General features: G+C 54.3%; 14 protein-coding genes. All 14 read left to right on the top strand.

Annotated features, from left to right (window positions below; all coding sequences use genetic code 11):
- The first annotated feature begins 18 nt into the window (after window positions 1-18).
- The 14 genes from MIH19_RS16585 (at window position 19) to MIH19_RS16520 (ending at window position 15029) form a co-directional block, all read left to right on the top strand.
- On the top strand, window positions 19-2091 hold the full coding sequence (locus MIH19_RS16585) for a hydantoinase/oxoprolinase family protein (protein ID WP_249005923.1): 2073 nt from the start codon (window positions 19-21) through the stop codon (window positions 2089-2091).
- Window positions 2092-2095: 4 nt separating this feature from the next.
- Window positions 2096-3967 (top strand): hydantoinase B/oxoprolinase family protein, encoded by a 1872-nt coding sequence (locus tag MIH19_RS16580; protein WP_249005922.1) that lies wholly within the window; start codon window positions 2096-2098, stop codon window positions 3965-3967.
- A complete protein-coding gene (locus MIH19_RS16575; RefSeq protein ID WP_249005921.1) occupies window positions 3967-4557 on the top strand; it encodes an isochorismatase family protein in 591 nt (196 codons plus the stop codon). The genes MIH19_RS16580 and MIH19_RS16575 overlap by 1 nt, the downstream gene beginning before the upstream one ends.
- The gene (locus tag MIH19_RS16570) at window positions 4511-4984 is read left to right on the top strand and encodes an isopropylmalate isomerase (RefSeq protein WP_249005920.1); all 474 of its coding nucleotides are present in this window, start codon (window positions 4511-4513) and stop codon (window positions 4982-4984) included. The genes MIH19_RS16575 and MIH19_RS16570 overlap by 47 nt, the downstream gene beginning before the upstream one ends.
- Window positions 4985-4988: 4 nt before the next feature.
- Window positions 4989-6398, top strand: a complete 1410-nt coding sequence (leuC, locus tag MIH19_RS16565) for a 3-isopropylmalate dehydratase large subunit (protein ID WP_249005919.1) — start codon at window positions 4989-4991, stop codon at window positions 6396-6398.
- 1 nt (window position 6399) lies between these two features.
- Entirely contained in the window at window positions 6400-7035 is a 636-nt protein-coding gene (leuD, locus tag MIH19_RS16560; protein ID WP_249005918.1) for a 3-isopropylmalate dehydratase small subunit, read from the top strand.
- A 25-nt stretch (window positions 7036-7060) separates the two neighbouring features.
- Entirely contained in the window at window positions 7061-8941 is a 1881-nt protein-coding gene (locus tag MIH19_RS16555) for a sigma 54-interacting transcriptional regulator (RefSeq protein WP_249005917.1), read from the top strand.
- Between the two features lie 26 nt (window positions 8942-8967).
- Window positions 8968-9363 carry a RidA family protein gene (locus MIH19_RS16550; RefSeq protein WP_249005916.1) on the top strand — a complete coding sequence of 132 codons (396 nt, stop codon included), beginning with the start codon at window positions 8968-8970 and terminating at the stop codon, window positions 9361-9363.
- Window positions 9364-9607: 244 nt separating this feature from the next.
- Window positions 9608-10273: a hypothetical protein gene (locus MIH19_RS16545; protein ID WP_249005915.1), complete on the top strand. Its 666-nt coding sequence runs from the start codon at window positions 9608-9610 to the stop codon at window positions 10271-10273.
- A gap of 335 nt (window positions 10274-10608) precedes the next feature.
- The gene (locus MIH19_RS16540) at window positions 10609-10932 is read left to right on the top strand and encodes a DUF6632 domain-containing protein (RefSeq protein ID WP_249005914.1); all 324 of its coding nucleotides are present in this window, start codon (window positions 10609-10611) and stop codon (window positions 10930-10932) included.
- 118 nt (window positions 10933-11050) lie between these two features.
- Complete coding sequence (locus MIH19_RS16535; protein ID WP_249005913.1) at window positions 11051-12124, top strand: extracellular solute-binding protein; 1074 nt, start codon at window positions 11051-11053, stop codon at window positions 12122-12124.
- A 21-nt stretch (window positions 12125-12145) separates the two neighbouring features.
- The gene (locus tag MIH19_RS16530) at window positions 12146-13297 is read left to right on the top strand and encodes an ABC transporter ATP-binding protein (protein WP_249005912.1); all 1152 of its coding nucleotides are present in this window, start codon (window positions 12146-12148) and stop codon (window positions 13295-13297) included.
- On the top strand, window positions 13294-14175 hold the full coding sequence (locus MIH19_RS16525) for an ABC transporter permease (protein WP_249005911.1): 882 nt from the start codon (window positions 13294-13296) through the stop codon (window positions 14173-14175). The genes MIH19_RS16530 and MIH19_RS16525 overlap by 4 nt, the downstream gene beginning before the upstream one ends.
- A complete protein-coding gene (locus tag MIH19_RS16520; RefSeq protein ID WP_249005910.1) occupies window positions 14172-15029 on the top strand; it encodes an ABC transporter permease in 858 nt (285 codons plus the stop codon). Before MIH19_RS16525 ends, MIH19_RS16520 begins: the two co-directional genes overlap by 4 nt.
- The last annotated feature ends 94 nt before the right edge of the window (window positions 15030-15123 follow it).

Raw genomic sequence — 15123 nt, 5'->3', positions numbered from 1 at the left:
CAGAGCCAGGAGAGAAGTATGAGCTTTCGACTAGGGGCTGATGTCGGTGGAACCTTCACGGACCTGCTCCTCATTAACGACGACACCGGTGCTACCTATACGGCCAAGGTGCCCTCAACCCCTGCGGATTCGTCCGTGGGGGTCCTGAACGGCATTGAAAAGATCTGCCGGACCTCCGGGATTGACCCAAAGCAGATTCGCTCGGTCATGCACGGAACCACGGTGGCAACCAATGCCATTCTCACGCAAAAAGGTGCAAAGGTTGGTCTTGTCACGACTCGTGGTTACAGGCAGGTGCTGCACATTGCGCGCTCGTTTGTACCGGGCGGCCTAGGCGGCTGGGTGACGTTCAAAAAGCAGCCTTTGCTCGCACCACTGGAGCATACGGTAGAGGCAATAGAGCGTCTGAGTGCGCTGGGCGAAGTGGTAACGCCCCTGGACGAGGCCGATATCCGCAAGCAACTTGAATTTTTGAGAGATGCGGGCATTGAAGCATTGACCGTATCGCTCATCAATGCGTACGTCAGTGGGGTCCATGAAGAGCGGATTGGCGAGATCGCGGCTGAGGTAATGCCCGGAATACCCGTCTCGCTGTCTTCTCGTGTTGTGCCTGAAATGCAAGAGTATGAGCGTACAGAAACCACCGTGGTGAACAGCTTTGTTCGCCCGGAAGTTTCCAACTACCTGAACCATCTTGAAACCGAGATTCGAGCGCGGTTGGCCGATGATGTTGAGCTTTCAATATTGCGCTCAGACGGCGGCCTCGCCACCTGTGAGTCGGCGTCTTATACGCCGGTGAACCTCCTGCTTTCCGGCCCAGCCGGCGGTGTGGCTGGAGCAATCTGGTTCTGCTCTCGCGGCGGTTTCGACAAGGTTTTGACATTTGACGTGGGCGGCACATCCACCGACGTGGCTCTGATAGAGCACAACAGCGCGCGGCTAAGACGTGAAACCCGGGTGGGTGATGTAGCCGTTCGTGCGCCTTCGGTGGACGTTCGAACGGTGGGTGCGGGTGGCGGATCCATTGCTTTCGTACCGGAACTGACTCGAGCCCTGCGTGTTGGGCCAGACAGCGCCGGAGCAGAGCCAGGGCCCGCTGCCTATAACAAAGGCGGTGAAAAGGCGACGGTAACCGATGCTAACGTTGTGCTGGGTTACCTGCCGGCAAGCCAAAAGCTTGGTGGTGAAATGGCCCTTCGCGGGGACCTTGCCGAAGCAGCCGTTCAGAGAGTTGCGGATGCCATGGGGGTCTCACTAAAAGAGGCTGCTGAAGGCATTGTACGCATTGCCAACGAGCACATATTTGGTGCTTTGCGCCTCATTTCTGTTGAACAGGGCTACGATCCGCGAGAGTTTGCGCTTTGTGGTTTCGGCGGCGCGGGACCTCTCCACGCCAATGCGCTCGGCATTCTTATGAGCGCTTGGCCGGTTATTGTACCGCCATCGCCCGGCGTGCTTTGCGCCTATGGTGATGCGACAACGCGGGTTAAGGATGAAGCATCTCGCTCGCTGGTGAAGAACTTCTCTGAGCTCACTTTGAAGGAGGTAGTGGGCATTCTTGATGGCCTGACCAAGCAAGTCAGCAATTCGCTGGAAAAGCAGGCAATACCCGCCAACGAACAAACGGTTATCTGGCAGGCAGATGTGCGTTATCAAGGGCAGGCGCTGTTGTTGACTCAAGATGTATCGCCCGATGATTTGCGTAAAGACGGGCTTGAGTTACTTCAAAAAGCGTTCGATGCAGAGCACGAAAAGTTGTTCAGCTTCGCGCTTGATGAGGACCGCGAGCTTGTCAACGTGCGGGCCATTGCCCGTGCGCCGCGGCCGAATATCGCCGATCGTGTCTGGGAAGCCGAGGCCGGATCACTTGCGGACGCCGTGACAGGGCACAGCCCGATATATCTTCGCGGCACGGACTATCAGGCGACGCTGTACGACCGTGAAAAGCTCTGCCCGGGTCACGTTGTACCTGGCCCCGCCATTGTGACGGAAATGGACTCCACCACCGTTATCTTCCCTGACCATCAGGCAACCGTGGACAAAGTCGGCAACCTGCTGATCGAGCCCGTTGGCTACAAGGGTAAGGAGTAATCGTATGCCTGCGAATATTATTCAACCAAATACCACTCCGCTCAAGCGGATTGATGTCGACACCGTTACCCTCGATATTATCGAGAACGCCATGGCCAACGCCCGTAACGAGATGGATGCCGTACTAATACGAACGGCCATGTCTCCGGGCATTCGGGAACAGGGTGATGCCTTCCCCATGATCGCCAACCACGAAGGTAAAATGGTGGTCGGTCAGTTTGGCTCGTTCATCACCGGGTTTACGCAGTCCTACAGTGGCGACATAGAAGAGGGTGACATTTTCCTGACCAACGACCCGTACATGTGCGACGGCGCGGTGAGCCACCTTCCTGACTGGTTGGTTCTGGTACCTGTGTTCAAGGATGGCCGGTTGATCAACTGGGCCGCCATGTTTGGCCACATGTCTGATGTTGGCGGTAAAGTGCCCGGCAGTCTTCCAACCGATGCCCAGACCATATTTGAAGAGGGCATCCGGATTCCGCCGGTGAAGATCTACAAAAAGGGCGTGCTGAATCACGATGTGCTGGAACTCATCCTGCACAACGTGCGGATGCCTAGCTGGAACCGCTCAGACTTCAACGCCATTGTGGCGTCCTGCCGCACGGCTGCGCGTCGCTGTGTGGAACTGGCAGACCGTTTTGGCGATGACATTTTTGCCAGCGCCCTAGGCATGATGCTGCAGCGCAACTACGTTGCGATGCGCGAGATTATTCGCAACGTGGTACCTGAAGAAAAACGGTCTTTTGAAGACTACATCTGTGATGACGGTGCAGGCCTAGGCCCTTACACCATTCGCTGCACTATGTGGCGTGAGGGTGATATAGCTATTTTTGATTTTGAGGGGACCGATCCTCAGGCGCCTTCCTCCGTGAACTACTTCCTCAACGAGGAAATGTTCAAGATGTTCTTCGGCGCGTTCACCATCAATCTGTTTGACCCTTCGATTCTGTTCAATGACGGATTTTACGACCTGGTGGACGTACGCATTCCACAAGGTTCTATCTTAAAGCCGAACTTCCCTGCGGCGCTTTCGTGCCGAACGCACCTGCTGGGTCGCATCTTTGACGTGATGGGCGGTTTGTTGGGGCAGGGAACACCAGACGCCATGAACGCGGCCGGCTTCTCGGATTCACCACACTTCATGTATTCGGGATACGACTCGAAAGGCGAGTGGTTCCAGTTGTTCCAGATTGGCTTTGGCGGCATTCCCGGTCGTCCGATTGGGGATGGCCCTGACGGCCACAGCCTCTGGCCCAACTTCACCAACGTGCCCAACGAGTTTGTAGAAGCTTACTTCCCGCTTCGAATTGAAACGTACGAAACGATTACCGATTCGGGTGGTGCAGGTCAGCACCGTGGTGGTAACGGCATTCGGATGGCCTATCGCCTTCTGGCTGACGGTGAGATCTCCATCCACGATGATCGCTGGCTGACCTACCCCTGGGGCGTTATTGGTGGTGACCCTGGAATGCGCAGCCGCAAGGAGCTGATAAAAGCCAACGGTGAGAGCCGGATACTTCCGTCTAAATGCGACCACATCAAGGTTGAAGCCGGAGATCTGGTGATCTTTGATACCTGGGGTGGTGGCGGTTGGGGTAACCCGCTGGAACGTGACCCTGCAGCAGTCGCAACGGACGTCCTAAAGGGTCTGGTCAGTGTTGAAGGCGCGCGTCGTTACGGCGTTGTACTGGACCGAATGGGCAAGGTCGATGGCGGAGATACCGCAGAGCTGCGCGCCGAAATGGCACTCTCTCGCACGAGCGACGACCTGTTCTCAAGAGGGGGAACCATTGAAGAGATCAAAGCCAGGTGTGAGGCGGAGACCGGATTGCCGGCACCTGCAACACCTGTCTGGAAAAAGACCGGAGTGCACTGATGCAACTCAAATCCAACGTATTGAGTCGTGGTAACCGCTACGCCTTGATTCTGGTGGACATGTGCGTCGGGTTCACCAACCCGGCGCTCAGCCCGCTGGCGTCGGACGCGGACAATGTGGTGGCAGCCAATCAACAGCTGCTCGCATTTTTTCGGGAACGTAGCTGGCCGGTGTTTTTCACCACAGTTGCCTATTCCGATGAATCGCAAGCCACGGTGTTCCGGGAAAAACTGCCGGCGCTGAATGTGCTTCAGGTTGGCTCTGGCCTTGAAGAAATCGATGCGAGGCTTACGCCTCGGCAAAATGAGCCGGTGCTGGTCAAGCATTGGGCCAGTGGCTTTTTTGCAACCGATTTGCATGACAGGCTTCAGGCCGCCGGTGTGGATGGCACGGTCGTGACCGGGCTCACAACCAGCGGTTGCGTTCGCGCAACGGCCCTGGACAGTTTGCAATACAACTACCGCACGTTAGTTCCGCGGGAAGCCGTGAGTGATCGTGATGCTGCGGCGCATGAAGCTAATCTGCGAGACTTGGGAATCAAATATGTTGATGTACTTTCCCTTGAAGAAACCCTTCGGTTCCTGGCTTAACAGAGCTGCGGCTCTGGCGGTGCTGCTGGGCCTATCCGGATGCGCCGCGCAGCCTGGCATGAAAGCGGGCGGCGACAATCGGGTGCAGTTTATTGAGGAGCTTGCGCGCACACCCGCGGCGTGCCAAACCTACAGGCCGGCCTACGTTCGTGGCTTTCGTGAAAACGTGGCAGCGCTGGCGGCCGAGAATGCAGAGGCTCAGGGCCAAGCGCAAATGCGACTGTCAGAAAGCCGACAGACGCTTGAGGTTGAGGGTTTGACAGAAACCGGTTGCTTGCGCCCCTACTGCATTATTGAACCGCGGAAAAATGGCAAGCTGGACACCTGGTGCGGTTATCGGCTTGATGCCGACGAGGGCGAGGATCTTTATCAGTGGCTTGACTGGGAGGCGGTTCAGGCGGCACTGAAGCGTTCACAACGAGGATAGCGATATGGCTTCACAGACGCTTTACAACAAACTTTGGGATAGGCATCTGGTAGCTGAGCTGGCAGACGGTTCCGCTTTGCTTTACGTGGACAGACACCTGCTCCACGAAGTGACATCCCCCCAGGCATTTTCAGGTTTGCGTTCAGCTGGCCGTAAACCGTGGCGCATAGGCCCTAACGTAGCAGTGCCGGACCACGCGGTACCAACCAGGTGGCGTGAGCTTGGCGTTGCCGGAATCGCCGACCGAGTGGCGCGGATTCAGGTTGAAACGTTGACGGATAACTGCCGTGAGTTCGGTATTCCGCTTATTGAGCTTGAAGACGAACGCCAGGGCATTGTGCATGTGGTGGGCCCTGAACAGGGCCTGACTCTGCCCGGTATGACCATCGTTTGTGGTGATTCGCACACCGCGACCCACGGGGCGTTTGCAACGTTGGCCATGGGCATTGGCACCAGCGACGTTGAACATGTGTTGGCATCCCAGACTCTGCGTACGCATCGCCAGAAAAATATGCGAGTGGTGTTTGATGGAACCCTGGGGTTTGGCGTGACACCCAAGGATCTGATACTGGCACTGATTGGGCGGATTGGTACCGCTGGCGGAACTGGCTACGCCATAGAATATGCGGGAGAAACCATACGAAACATGTCCATGGAAGGGCGGATGACGGTGTGTAATATGAGTATTGAAGCTGGCGCACGGGCAGGCATGATCGCTTACGATGCGGTCACCGAGGCTTACGTGCGGGGTCGGCCACATGCGCCCGAGGGCACTGAATATGCGGATGCCTGTCGCTACTGGCAAACGCTGCACTCAGACGATTATGCGGTTTTTGATCGTGATGAACACTTCCCGGTCTCTGCGCTGGTACCGCAGATAACCTGGGGCACATCCCCTGAAATGGTGGTTGGCATTGACGGATGTGTGCCTGAATCGGCCGGATCTGATGAAGCAACAAGAGCTTCGTTCAAGCGCACACTGGACTACATGGGGCTTGAGCCCGGTCAGGCGTTGAAAGGTTTGCCTGTAGATAAGGTTTTTATCGGCTCCTGTACCAATGCGCGGATGGAAGATCTCAGGGCCGTCGCGAATCTTGTGAAGGGTCAGAAGGTAAGCCGCTCAATTGCCCAGGCACTGATTGTCCCGGGCTCTGGCCAGATCAGACTGCAAGCTGAGCGAGAGGGCCTGGACGCGATATTCCAGAAAGCCGGTTTTGAATGGCGCTCGGCCGGATGCTCCATGTGCCTCGGGATGAACGATGACCGCTTGCAGGCAGGTGAACGCTGTGCATCTACCTCCAATCGTAACTTTGAAGGGCGGCAGGGCAAAGGCGGTCGAACGCATCTGATGAGCCCTCTGATGGCAGCCGCGGCAGCGCTGACCGGTAAACTCACCGATGTTCGGGAGCTATAATATGGAGCCCTTTAAAGCGCACTCGGGCCTGGTTATTCCGTTCAACCGGGCCAACGTAGACACGGATGCCGTCCTTCCCAAACAGTATCTGAAAATGCTTGGGAAAACCGGTTACGGTGATTTTCTGTTCGATGATGAGCGCTATCTGGACCCCGGCGATGTCGATATTCAAGTCTCCGAACGGCGATTGGATCCCGATTTTATTCTAAACCAGTCGCCGTATGATCGCGGGACTGTCCTGCTTGCGGGTGCAAACTTCGGGTGTGGGTCATCCCGGGAGCACGCCGTGTGGGCGTTGCATGATTTTGGTATCCGTGTGGTGCTGGCTCCCAGCTTCGGTGATATCTTCTTTAATAACTGTTTCAATAATGGCCTGCTACCGGTGATTCTTGCACAGCCTGTTATAGACAGGCTGTTCGAACTGGCGAGGCAGCCAGAAGAGTTCGCCCTGAATGTCGATCTTGAACGGTGCGAGCTCAGTCACGGTAAGGATGTGTGGCCATTTGTGGTGGAACCAGGTCGCCGGGATAATCTGTTGAGCGGCCTGGACGATATTGGCCGTACTTTGGCATTTGGCGAAACCATTCGTGAATACGAGGCTCGGCGCCTTCCCCTTGAGCCCTGGATATTTCGTTAAGTAGCCTACCCAAGGGAGAACCGCGTTGGATTTCAATAATGCCGAAACCAGTCGGGTAAGAGTGTGCCTTATTGGCAACTCCAAGCTCAGCAAACTGGTTCATTCGCTGATACCTGAGTTTGCGTCTATTGCAGACGTCATCATTATTGACAGTATTTTCAACGATGCACTGATGTCTGCGCGGCGGCTGGTGGAGCATGATGCCGTTGATGTGTTTGTCAGTGCCGGTGCCAACGCGTTCTACCTTCAGGATACGCTGCCGGTTCCAGTGGTGGCGTTAGAAGTTTTGCAGTCAGATCTTGTGAATGCTGTGCTCAAGGCCCGGCAGGTCAGCCGCACAATGCTGATATTGACCCATGAACACCAGGGCGCGTGGACAGAGTTTCTGGATTATGTTGAGGGCGTCGAGATTGTCCATCGCACGTATCAGACGGCGGAAGAGGCAAAAAACATTTTCAACGGAATCGACAAAGACGGGTTCGGGGTGGTAATCGGGACGAGCTATGTTTGTGATCTTGCAGAGCAAGCCGGTATTCCGTACATCCTGATTTACTCTCGTAACGCCTGTCGTCAAATGATTCGAAAGGCTATTACGGTCGCGGGTGAGTTTAAGCGCGAGGGAGAACAGCGGGCATTTGGCCAGTTCCTGCTGGATCAGTCGCCAGTGGCAGCAATCATCACCAACCGTGATGAACAGATTATTGGTTTCAACCGCCAGGCTTTGCAGTTGGTGAACGGGCTGGTTTGTAACAAGCGGGTTGACCGCTTTCTCGACGGTCGCTTTTTGCAGACGCCAAATACGGTGGCGGAGGCCATACTGCTCGATGACCGTTTATGTCGGGTCGACAAAGCGTCGTTTGATATCGATGGCAAGCGTGTAGGCCACCTTTATTCCATTAAGGCCGCTCCTCACAAAAGCGTGGAGAGACATTCGGCGGCAGAGCGGCTCGTTTCTCAATCGTTGTCCATGGCCGAAGTGAAGCATTTCCTGCAGGTTTATGGAGCTACGCCCGGAGCGGTTCTGGTAAGGGGCGAAACTGGAACCGGCAAGGAGCTTGCTGCGCGCATTGTTCATGAGTCGAGCGCCAACCGCGACGGTCCTTTCGTCGCCATCAACTGCGCCGCCATTCCCGGAGAGTTGTTTGAATCCGAGTTGTTTGGGTACGCTGACGGAGCCTTCTCCAACTCCCGTAGTGGTGGTAAGTCCGGTTTGCTGGAATCGGCAAACAACGGCACCTTTTTCATGGACGAAATCAATTCGCTGCCAATGCCCCAGCAGGCAAAGCTGCTGAGAGTTCTTCAGGAAAGGGAAGTCCGGCCGGTTGGGTCACGCCGATTGATTGCGCTGAACATCAAATTTGTAGCAGCCACAACTTACGATCTTATCGAAGAGGTGCGGGCGGGCCGTTTCCGGGAAGACCTCTACTATCGGCTTAATGTATTCATCGTTAATCTCCCCCCTTTAAAAGAGCGCCTGGAAGATATTAAACCGCTTACCCAACACTTTATTTCGTTGCTTGGCCAACGCTATAAGATTGACGCAGATGAAGAGGCTCTGGCGGCTATTCTGGTTCCACACTTTCTCAGATATCACTGGCCCGGCAACGTTCGTCAACTTGAAAATCTGCTTGAGCGTCTGTTGGTGTCTTCGACACTGTACGATTCCATCAGTCAGTTTTCAGCGCACTTGCCCAGCCTGATTCCCGAGCTGTTTGAAACCGTCGCGAAGCGGGTGCCAGGCCAGGCTGAAAGCGGCCACCTTCAGGCTCTGGAGCAGGAAGAAATTCTGAAAGTGCTGAATCAGTTTGAAGGCAACAAAACCCGCGCTGCGGAGTATTTGGGCATGAGCCAGACCACCTTGTGGCGCCGATTAAAACAGCTCAAGCCGGAAGCTGGCCGGCGTTGACCTACTGATTTTAAAAGAAGAAACACATGACCGTTGGAACAGAGCCTATTCGGGTAGAGCCGGATGTATTCAGCGCTTTTGCAATTGGGCAAGGCCATTGCGTTGGTAACCTGGTTTTTCTTTCCGGCCAGGCTGGCATTAATGATGCGGGCGAGGTGGTTGGCCCTGGGGACGTCAACGCTCAGATCGAACAGGCGATGTCCAACATCAAGCGAGCACTGGAATCTGTTGGTTCCGGTATTGAGCGTATTTTCAAGATAACCGTTTATTTAACCGACATGGCCAATTTTGAGCATGTCATGACAATGCGTCATCGTTACTTCTGTGAACCTTGGCCAGCTGACACCACCGTTGGCGTTCAGGCGCTGGCATTGCCGGAGCTGATGATAGAGTTAGACGTCATCGCTACGCGGACGGTATAAAACATGAAAGAAAAGCCAGAGCAGAGCTATTTTTGAAAGATTGAGGACAAGTGCAGCATAAAATTGCAACGTATAGCCGCTACAAATACGCGATGTTACAAATCAACAACTCTTTAGCAACAGTGAATGGCCCATCTATTGGCTATTTTTAATGTTAATGTATATTTAAAAGAACTAAGCATAAAAATAACAATTTCTAACGGCTGGAACAGATTAGATTACACCGGCTGTTTAAGGGGACATCATGTCAGTATCTGCTACCCAGCTTGAGGAACGAACTCAGGATTCATCGGAATTGCTCGAAGGCATTATGCCCTCAGCGATCACCTTTGCCATGATGCTGCGCCACAAGAATATGTCGGCCTGGTTGAGGACTGAATTTGACGGCTATGAGAATGCGGATGCGGCGCTGCCGTATCGCCGAGGTTTGCCCGGTCACATTGTTGCTAACTCTCCCCAATATGGCTGGATTCCAGCGCCGGTGAACCCACAGCAAACAACGGACTTTGGTCGGCTTGATCTGACCGAAAGCGTCAAAGATCTGGAAGAGTTCTGCCTGACCAGCAAAAAAGGCAACGGCAAGCGGATACAGTTGAGTAAAGAGGTAACCGCCGTTCTTCAGAAACAAATCAACCTGAGTGCAGAGCTTGCGATTAATGTGAGTCGCGAGGAGTACAGCAAGATTCTCAAAATCGTTCGCGGTACCCTTTACCTGTGGGCAAAAGCTTTGATTGCACAGGGGTTGACCGGCGAACATAACCATTACACTGCGGAGCAGCGGGCGTTGGTGGCAGAACTGGACGACCCGCAGACGTTCTGGCGCAAGGCGACAGCCGAAGTAGACAGCTTGCCAATGCCAGAGGTAAAAACCGTCAGTTTCTTCGACAGAGTGTTCGGGCGTGCCAACTGAAGCGCCATCAATAGCTTGCTTGTAATCCGCTTAATTTTCCTTTCTTCAAAGCAATTCCCGTCAGGTAACGATACGTGTGGCAGTAACCCCGTTTCGCTTAATCTCTAGCCGCCTGCAGGAAATGCAGTTGCGGCGGTTTAGGAAGCGAATCGTGTTGAATAGGGTGTCAAGAAAAAATATACATTATGCACATACATATCGTGCGGGTGAGTCTATTCTCTAATAGGGAACCGTAACCGTTCCGCAGTGGTTCTTTCCTCAACAAGTGTAGCTGATCATAGTTGTGTCGCGTTTTGCGGCATTAACAGTAGCTATAAAGATTAGGGAAATATTGTATGCAACAACAAGAAAAGGTTAAGTATTTAAAAACGGCGCTCTACGTATTTGGTGTTATTTTCATCGTAGGCGTTCCCGCAATGATGATGTGGGTCTGGCCTTCCGGTTGGGGCTGGTCACCAGCTCAGCCCGAGTATGAGCAAATGATCCTGGGCATGTACATCACGCTGGGTGTATTCCTGATCCGTGCTGCGAAGAATCCTTCTGCTAATGCAAGCCTTATCTGGTTCACTATTTGGTCGAGTATTGTGCACGGGGGCATCATGCTGGTTCAAGCACTGGCCGATGACGCCGAACGAGCAAATCTGTTGGGCGGTGACTGAAAAGAGCACTACGCGGCCGACGTGAGCTTTTGCCTTGTCAAAAATCTGTAACCCACTACAGTTAGGCTTATGAATTGCACTTCATTGTTTTTCATTGCTCATAAGGACAGGCCAAATCATGAGATTCCTTCGTCAATTCAAGGTTCTGACACTGGTTACTGCTGTAACAGCAGCGTTTTCGATGTCGGCCCAGGCTGAAACACTTCGGCTGCTCACGTGGGGCGGTTACGCGCCACAGGATGTGGTCGAGCAATTCGAGAAAGAAACCGGCATCCAAGTTGAAATAACGCTCTCCAATAACGAAGACATGATTTCAAAGCTGCGCGCCACACGCGGCGCGGGCTTTGATCTGGCCCAGCCAAGCCAGGACCGCATTATTAGCGCCCAGGCTGATTTCAATATTTATAAGCCGATGGATCTGAGCAAAATCGACACGGCAAAAATCATCCCCTCCATGCTGGCAGCTACTAAAAAGAACACCGAATTTGAAGGCGAGGTGTACGGTGTTCCGCACGTTTGGGGTACCAGTGGCCTGATCGTCAACCGCGAGGCCGCGGGCACGGTGAAAGATTACACCGACCTGTGTGATGCCTCGTTAAGCGGCTCTGTGTCTTATCGCTTGAAGCGCCCCACGTTGATTGGTTTTGCTTTCGCGCTGGGGGAAGACCCGTTTGCAGCCTACGGCGATACGGAGAAGTACCAGGCCATTCTGGATAAAGTGGAAGAAAAACTGGTGTCGTGTAAGAGCAACGTAAAAGCCTATTGGTCCGGCGGCGATGCCTTACTGAACCTGATGCGCTCGGGCGAAGTGTCTGCGGCCATGGCTTGGGATGCGGGTGGCTGGAAGCTTAACTCAGAAAACCCGGACATTACGTTTGTGGCGCCCGCATCTGGTGCGCTGGGCTGGATTGATACGTTTGTTCTGCCGCGTAAAACCAAGGCCGAAGACGCCGCTTATAAGTGGATCAACTTTGTGATGCAGCCCGAAGTTGCGGCTCGTATTACCGAGTCTGCCGGTAACTTTACGGCCTCTAAAGGCAGTGATGATTTTGTTAATGACACGCTGAAAGCCCAGTTCAAGCAGAGCTTTCCAGAGGCAGACCTGGACAACATCAACTGGTACCCGCCCGTTCCCGCCGGTTTGGAGATAATGGAAGGTAAGGTTCTCGATCGGGTGAAAGCCGCAAACTAAGCTCGATTAAGGTTATTGTCTATGTCGGATCAAGCATGCGCATCGGGTGCCGACGCGGGGGTGCAGGAAGATCTTGCCTGCACCCTGCTGAGCAAAAATTTTGGTGAGTTTGCCGCTGTCGACGGGGTGTCGTTCAGCATCCCCCGCGGGGCGTTTTTTTCCATCCTTGGCCCCTCTGGCTGCGGTAAAACAACGCTGCTGCGAATGCTGGCTGGTTTTCAGCAACCGGATTCCGGCGATATTCTGATCAAAGGCAAGTCAGTGCTAAACACGCCGCCGAACAAGCGGCCGGTTAATATGGTGTTTCAGCACCTGGCACTCTTTCCGACCATGTCGGTGGCCGAAAACATTGCTTATGGGTTGAAGCGCAAAGGCATTCCCAAGCGTGAACACGCCACCCTGATTGACGAAGTGCTGGCCAAGGTTCACTTGCCCGGGTACGGCGACAAACGCATTGATCAGCTCTCTGGCGGGCAAAAACAGCGCGTAGCCATAGCCCGCTGCCTGGTGCTGAACCCCGCCGTGTTGTTACTCGATGAGCCGTTAGGCGCTCTGGATTTGAAACTGCGCGAGCAAATGAAAATTGAGCTCAAACGGCTGCAGCGCGAGTTCAACACCACGTTTGTTTACATCACTCACGACCAGTCTGAAGCACTGGTTATGTCTGACCAAGTAGCCGTGATGAACAAGGGCCGGTTTGAGCAGGTCGGCACGCCGCAAGAGCTTTACTACCAGCCGAAAACCGCCTTTGTGGCAGGCTTTGTTGGCGACAGCAACCAGTACGCAGGCAAGGTACAGTCGCAGTCTGGCGACCTTGTTACCCTGGTGACCGAGCAGGGTGTGCGTCTGTTGAGCCACACCAGCCAACCGTTGGTGGCGGGCTCACCCATTACGTTGTTTGTTCGGCCCGAAGTGATGCAGATCAGCACATCCAGGCCGGCAACGGAACAAGACAATTGCCTGGCCGTTACCGTTTCGCGCGTACTGTTTGATGGCGCACAAAGCCGGGTTCAGGTGGAAACCGCCGAAGGCGCTGAGCTTACAGTAGCGCTGCCGCAGACCGCAGACTTTCAGGCATTAGAGGCGGGCCGTTCGGTGCATGTCAGCTGGCAAGCCAGTCAGTGCCTTTGTTTCCCCGCACCCGCAGATACGCAGCCGCTGGGTACGCCATGAGCGAAGCAAACGGCAACTTCAACCGCACGCAATACCGCCTGGGCTTTTGGCTGTTGCTGGCGCCTATCGTACTCTGGCTCAGCTTGCTGATTATTCTGCCGCACATCGATATGGTGCTGGTGTCGCTGCGGGAGCGCATTGCATCCCGGCAATACGGCTTCAGCTTTGGTAATTACACCGCGTTTTTTACCGAACCTCTGTACTGGAATACCTTTGTGCGCACCGCGGTGATGTCAATCATCGCCACGGTGATGACGCTGATTATTGCCTTCCCGGTGTCGTTTTACATTGCCAAGGTGCTCACCGGCAGGCCGCGGATTGCGTTGTTTATTTTGTGCTTGCTGCCGTTCTGGGTCAGCGAACTGGTGCGTACTTACGGCTGGATGATATTACTGCGGGAAACCGGGCTGATCAGCGGCGCGCTGCAATGGTTCGGGCTTGCGGACCAACCCGTTGAAATGCTCTATAACGACGTCGCCATTATGGTGGGGCTTATCTACACCTCCATGCTGTTTATGGTGGTGCCACTGGTGACCACCCTCGACAGCCTGGACAACAGCCTGATTGAAGCCGGATACGACCTGGGTGGCAGCAGCTGGAACGTGATGCGCAGCATTGTGATTCCCCACGCCATGCCTGGCATTATGAGCGGCTGCATTGTGGTGTTTATGCTAACGCTCGGAAATTACCTGACCCCAACACTGCTGGGCGGCAAATCCAGCCTGTGGTTTACCGAGCAGATCTACACTCAGTTTATTACCCGCTTTAACTGGGAGCAGGGCGCCGCTTTCGGCATTTTGCTGCTGATACTCTCGTCACTCATCGTTTGGTTGGGCCTGAAAATCACCAGGCAATCGTTTACACGGGTGATGTCATGATTCCCTCTATTCCCCGCAGCCGCTTCTTTCGGGTTTCCTACCTGAGTTATGTAACGCTGTTTTTCATCTTTTTAATCACGCCCCTGGTGGTTGTGGCGGCGTTCTCGTTTAACGACGCATTGTTCCCGTCGCTGCCGTGGAATGGTTTCACCTGGGACTGGTATCTGGGCAAGGGCGAGCCCCGGCTTGGCCTGTTTCACGATGACGCCTTGCTCGACAGTATAGGTGTGAGTATTCAGGTGGCCATTGTCACCACTATGGCCAGTCTGGCACTGGCCACCTGCAACGCCTTTTTGTTCGAGCGCGAGCAGTTTCCGGGTAAGAACTTTCTTTACGTGCTGATGCTGATGCCGCTGGTGATACCGGGGGTCATACTCGGGGTGTCCATTCTGGTGTTCAGCAGTACCGTGGCTAACTGGTTTGAGGTGCAGTTTGGTTATGAAATAGAAGCTCTGCGCCCGGGCTTGGTATTGGTCACGCTTGGCCAGTTTGCATTCCTTACCACCATTGCCACCCTGGTGATCTCTGCGCGCTTGCGCAAATTCGACATTACTCAGGAAGAAGCCGCCATGAACCTGGGCGCCAGCCGCCTGACAGCCATCGCCACCGTTACCCTGCCGTTCCTGAAACCTGCGCTGTATGGTGCCGGCGTGGTGGCGTTTTTGATGTCGTTTGAAAACTTCAACACGACGTTGATGCTGGTGGGCTCCGATGCCCCTCTGACCATTGCCATGTTTAACCGGCTGCGGGAAGGTTCAACACCGGTATTAAACGCGGTGTCGGTATTGCTGATGGTGGGTTCAGCGTGCCTGGCGTTGGTCTCACTGTTCGTGCAGCGCCCGGCCAAGCCGTAATCTACGCTTACAAAATGTAGTGAAAGGCTGCATTTTTTGATTTGCCCCTACCTATTATTCACATCAATAATTTGAAATATGTGCTAGATTCCAC

It is taken from the genome of Marinobacter sp. M1C (genome assembly GCF_023314135.1).
GTDB lineage: Bacteria > Pseudomonadota > Gammaproteobacteria > Pseudomonadales > Oleiphilaceae > Marinobacter.
This window is presented reverse-complemented; position numbering and strand designations above follow the sequence as displayed.

What these genes read in the sequence shown, in the direction of transcription:
- MIH19_RS16585 (WP_249005923.1), top strand. Translation starts at nt 19, where the DNA reads ATGAGCTTTCGACTAGGGGCTGATGTCGGTGGAACCTTCACGGACCTG.
- MIH19_RS16580 (WP_249005922.1), top strand. Translation starts at nt 2,096, where the DNA reads ATGCCTGCGAATATTATTCAACCAAATACCACTCCGCTCAAGCGGATT.
- MIH19_RS16575 (WP_249005921.1), top strand. Translation starts at nt 3,967, where the DNA reads ATGCAACTCAAATCCAACGTATTGAGTCGTGGTAACCGCTACGCCTTG.
- MIH19_RS16570 (WP_249005920.1), top strand. Translation starts at nt 4,511, where the DNA reads ATGTTGATGTACTTTCCCTTGAAGAAACCCTTCGGTTCCTGGCTTAAC.
- leuC (WP_249005919.1), top strand. Translation starts at nt 4,989, where the DNA reads ATGGCTTCACAGACGCTTTACAACAAACTTTGGGATAGGCATCTGGTA.
- leuD (WP_249005918.1), top strand. Translation starts at nt 6,400, where the DNA reads ATGGAGCCCTTTAAAGCGCACTCGGGCCTGGTTATTCCGTTCAACCGG.
- MIH19_RS16550 (WP_249005916.1), top strand. Translation starts at nt 8,968, where the DNA reads ATGACCGTTGGAACAGAGCCTATTCGGGTAGAGCCGGATGTATTCAGC.
- MIH19_RS16545 (WP_249005915.1), top strand. Translation starts at nt 9,608, where the DNA reads ATGTCAGTATCTGCTACCCAGCTTGAGGAACGAACTCAGGATTCATCG.
- MIH19_RS16540 (WP_249005914.1), top strand. Translation starts at nt 10,609, where the DNA reads ATGCAACAACAAGAAAAGGTTAAGTATTTAAAAACGGCGCTCTACGTA.
- MIH19_RS16535 (WP_249005913.1), top strand. Translation starts at nt 11,051, where the DNA reads ATGAGATTCCTTCGTCAATTCAAGGTTCTGACACTGGTTACTGCTGTA.
- MIH19_RS16530 (WP_249005912.1), top strand. Translation starts at nt 12,146, where the DNA reads ATGTCGGATCAAGCATGCGCATCGGGTGCCGACGCGGGGGTGCAGGAA.
- MIH19_RS16525 (WP_249005911.1), top strand. Translation starts at nt 13,294, where the DNA reads ATGAGCGAAGCAAACGGCAACTTCAACCGCACGCAATACCGCCTGGGC.
- MIH19_RS16520 (WP_249005910.1), top strand. Translation starts at nt 14,172, where the DNA reads ATGATTCCCTCTATTCCCCGCAGCCGCTTCTTTCGGGTTTCCTACCTG.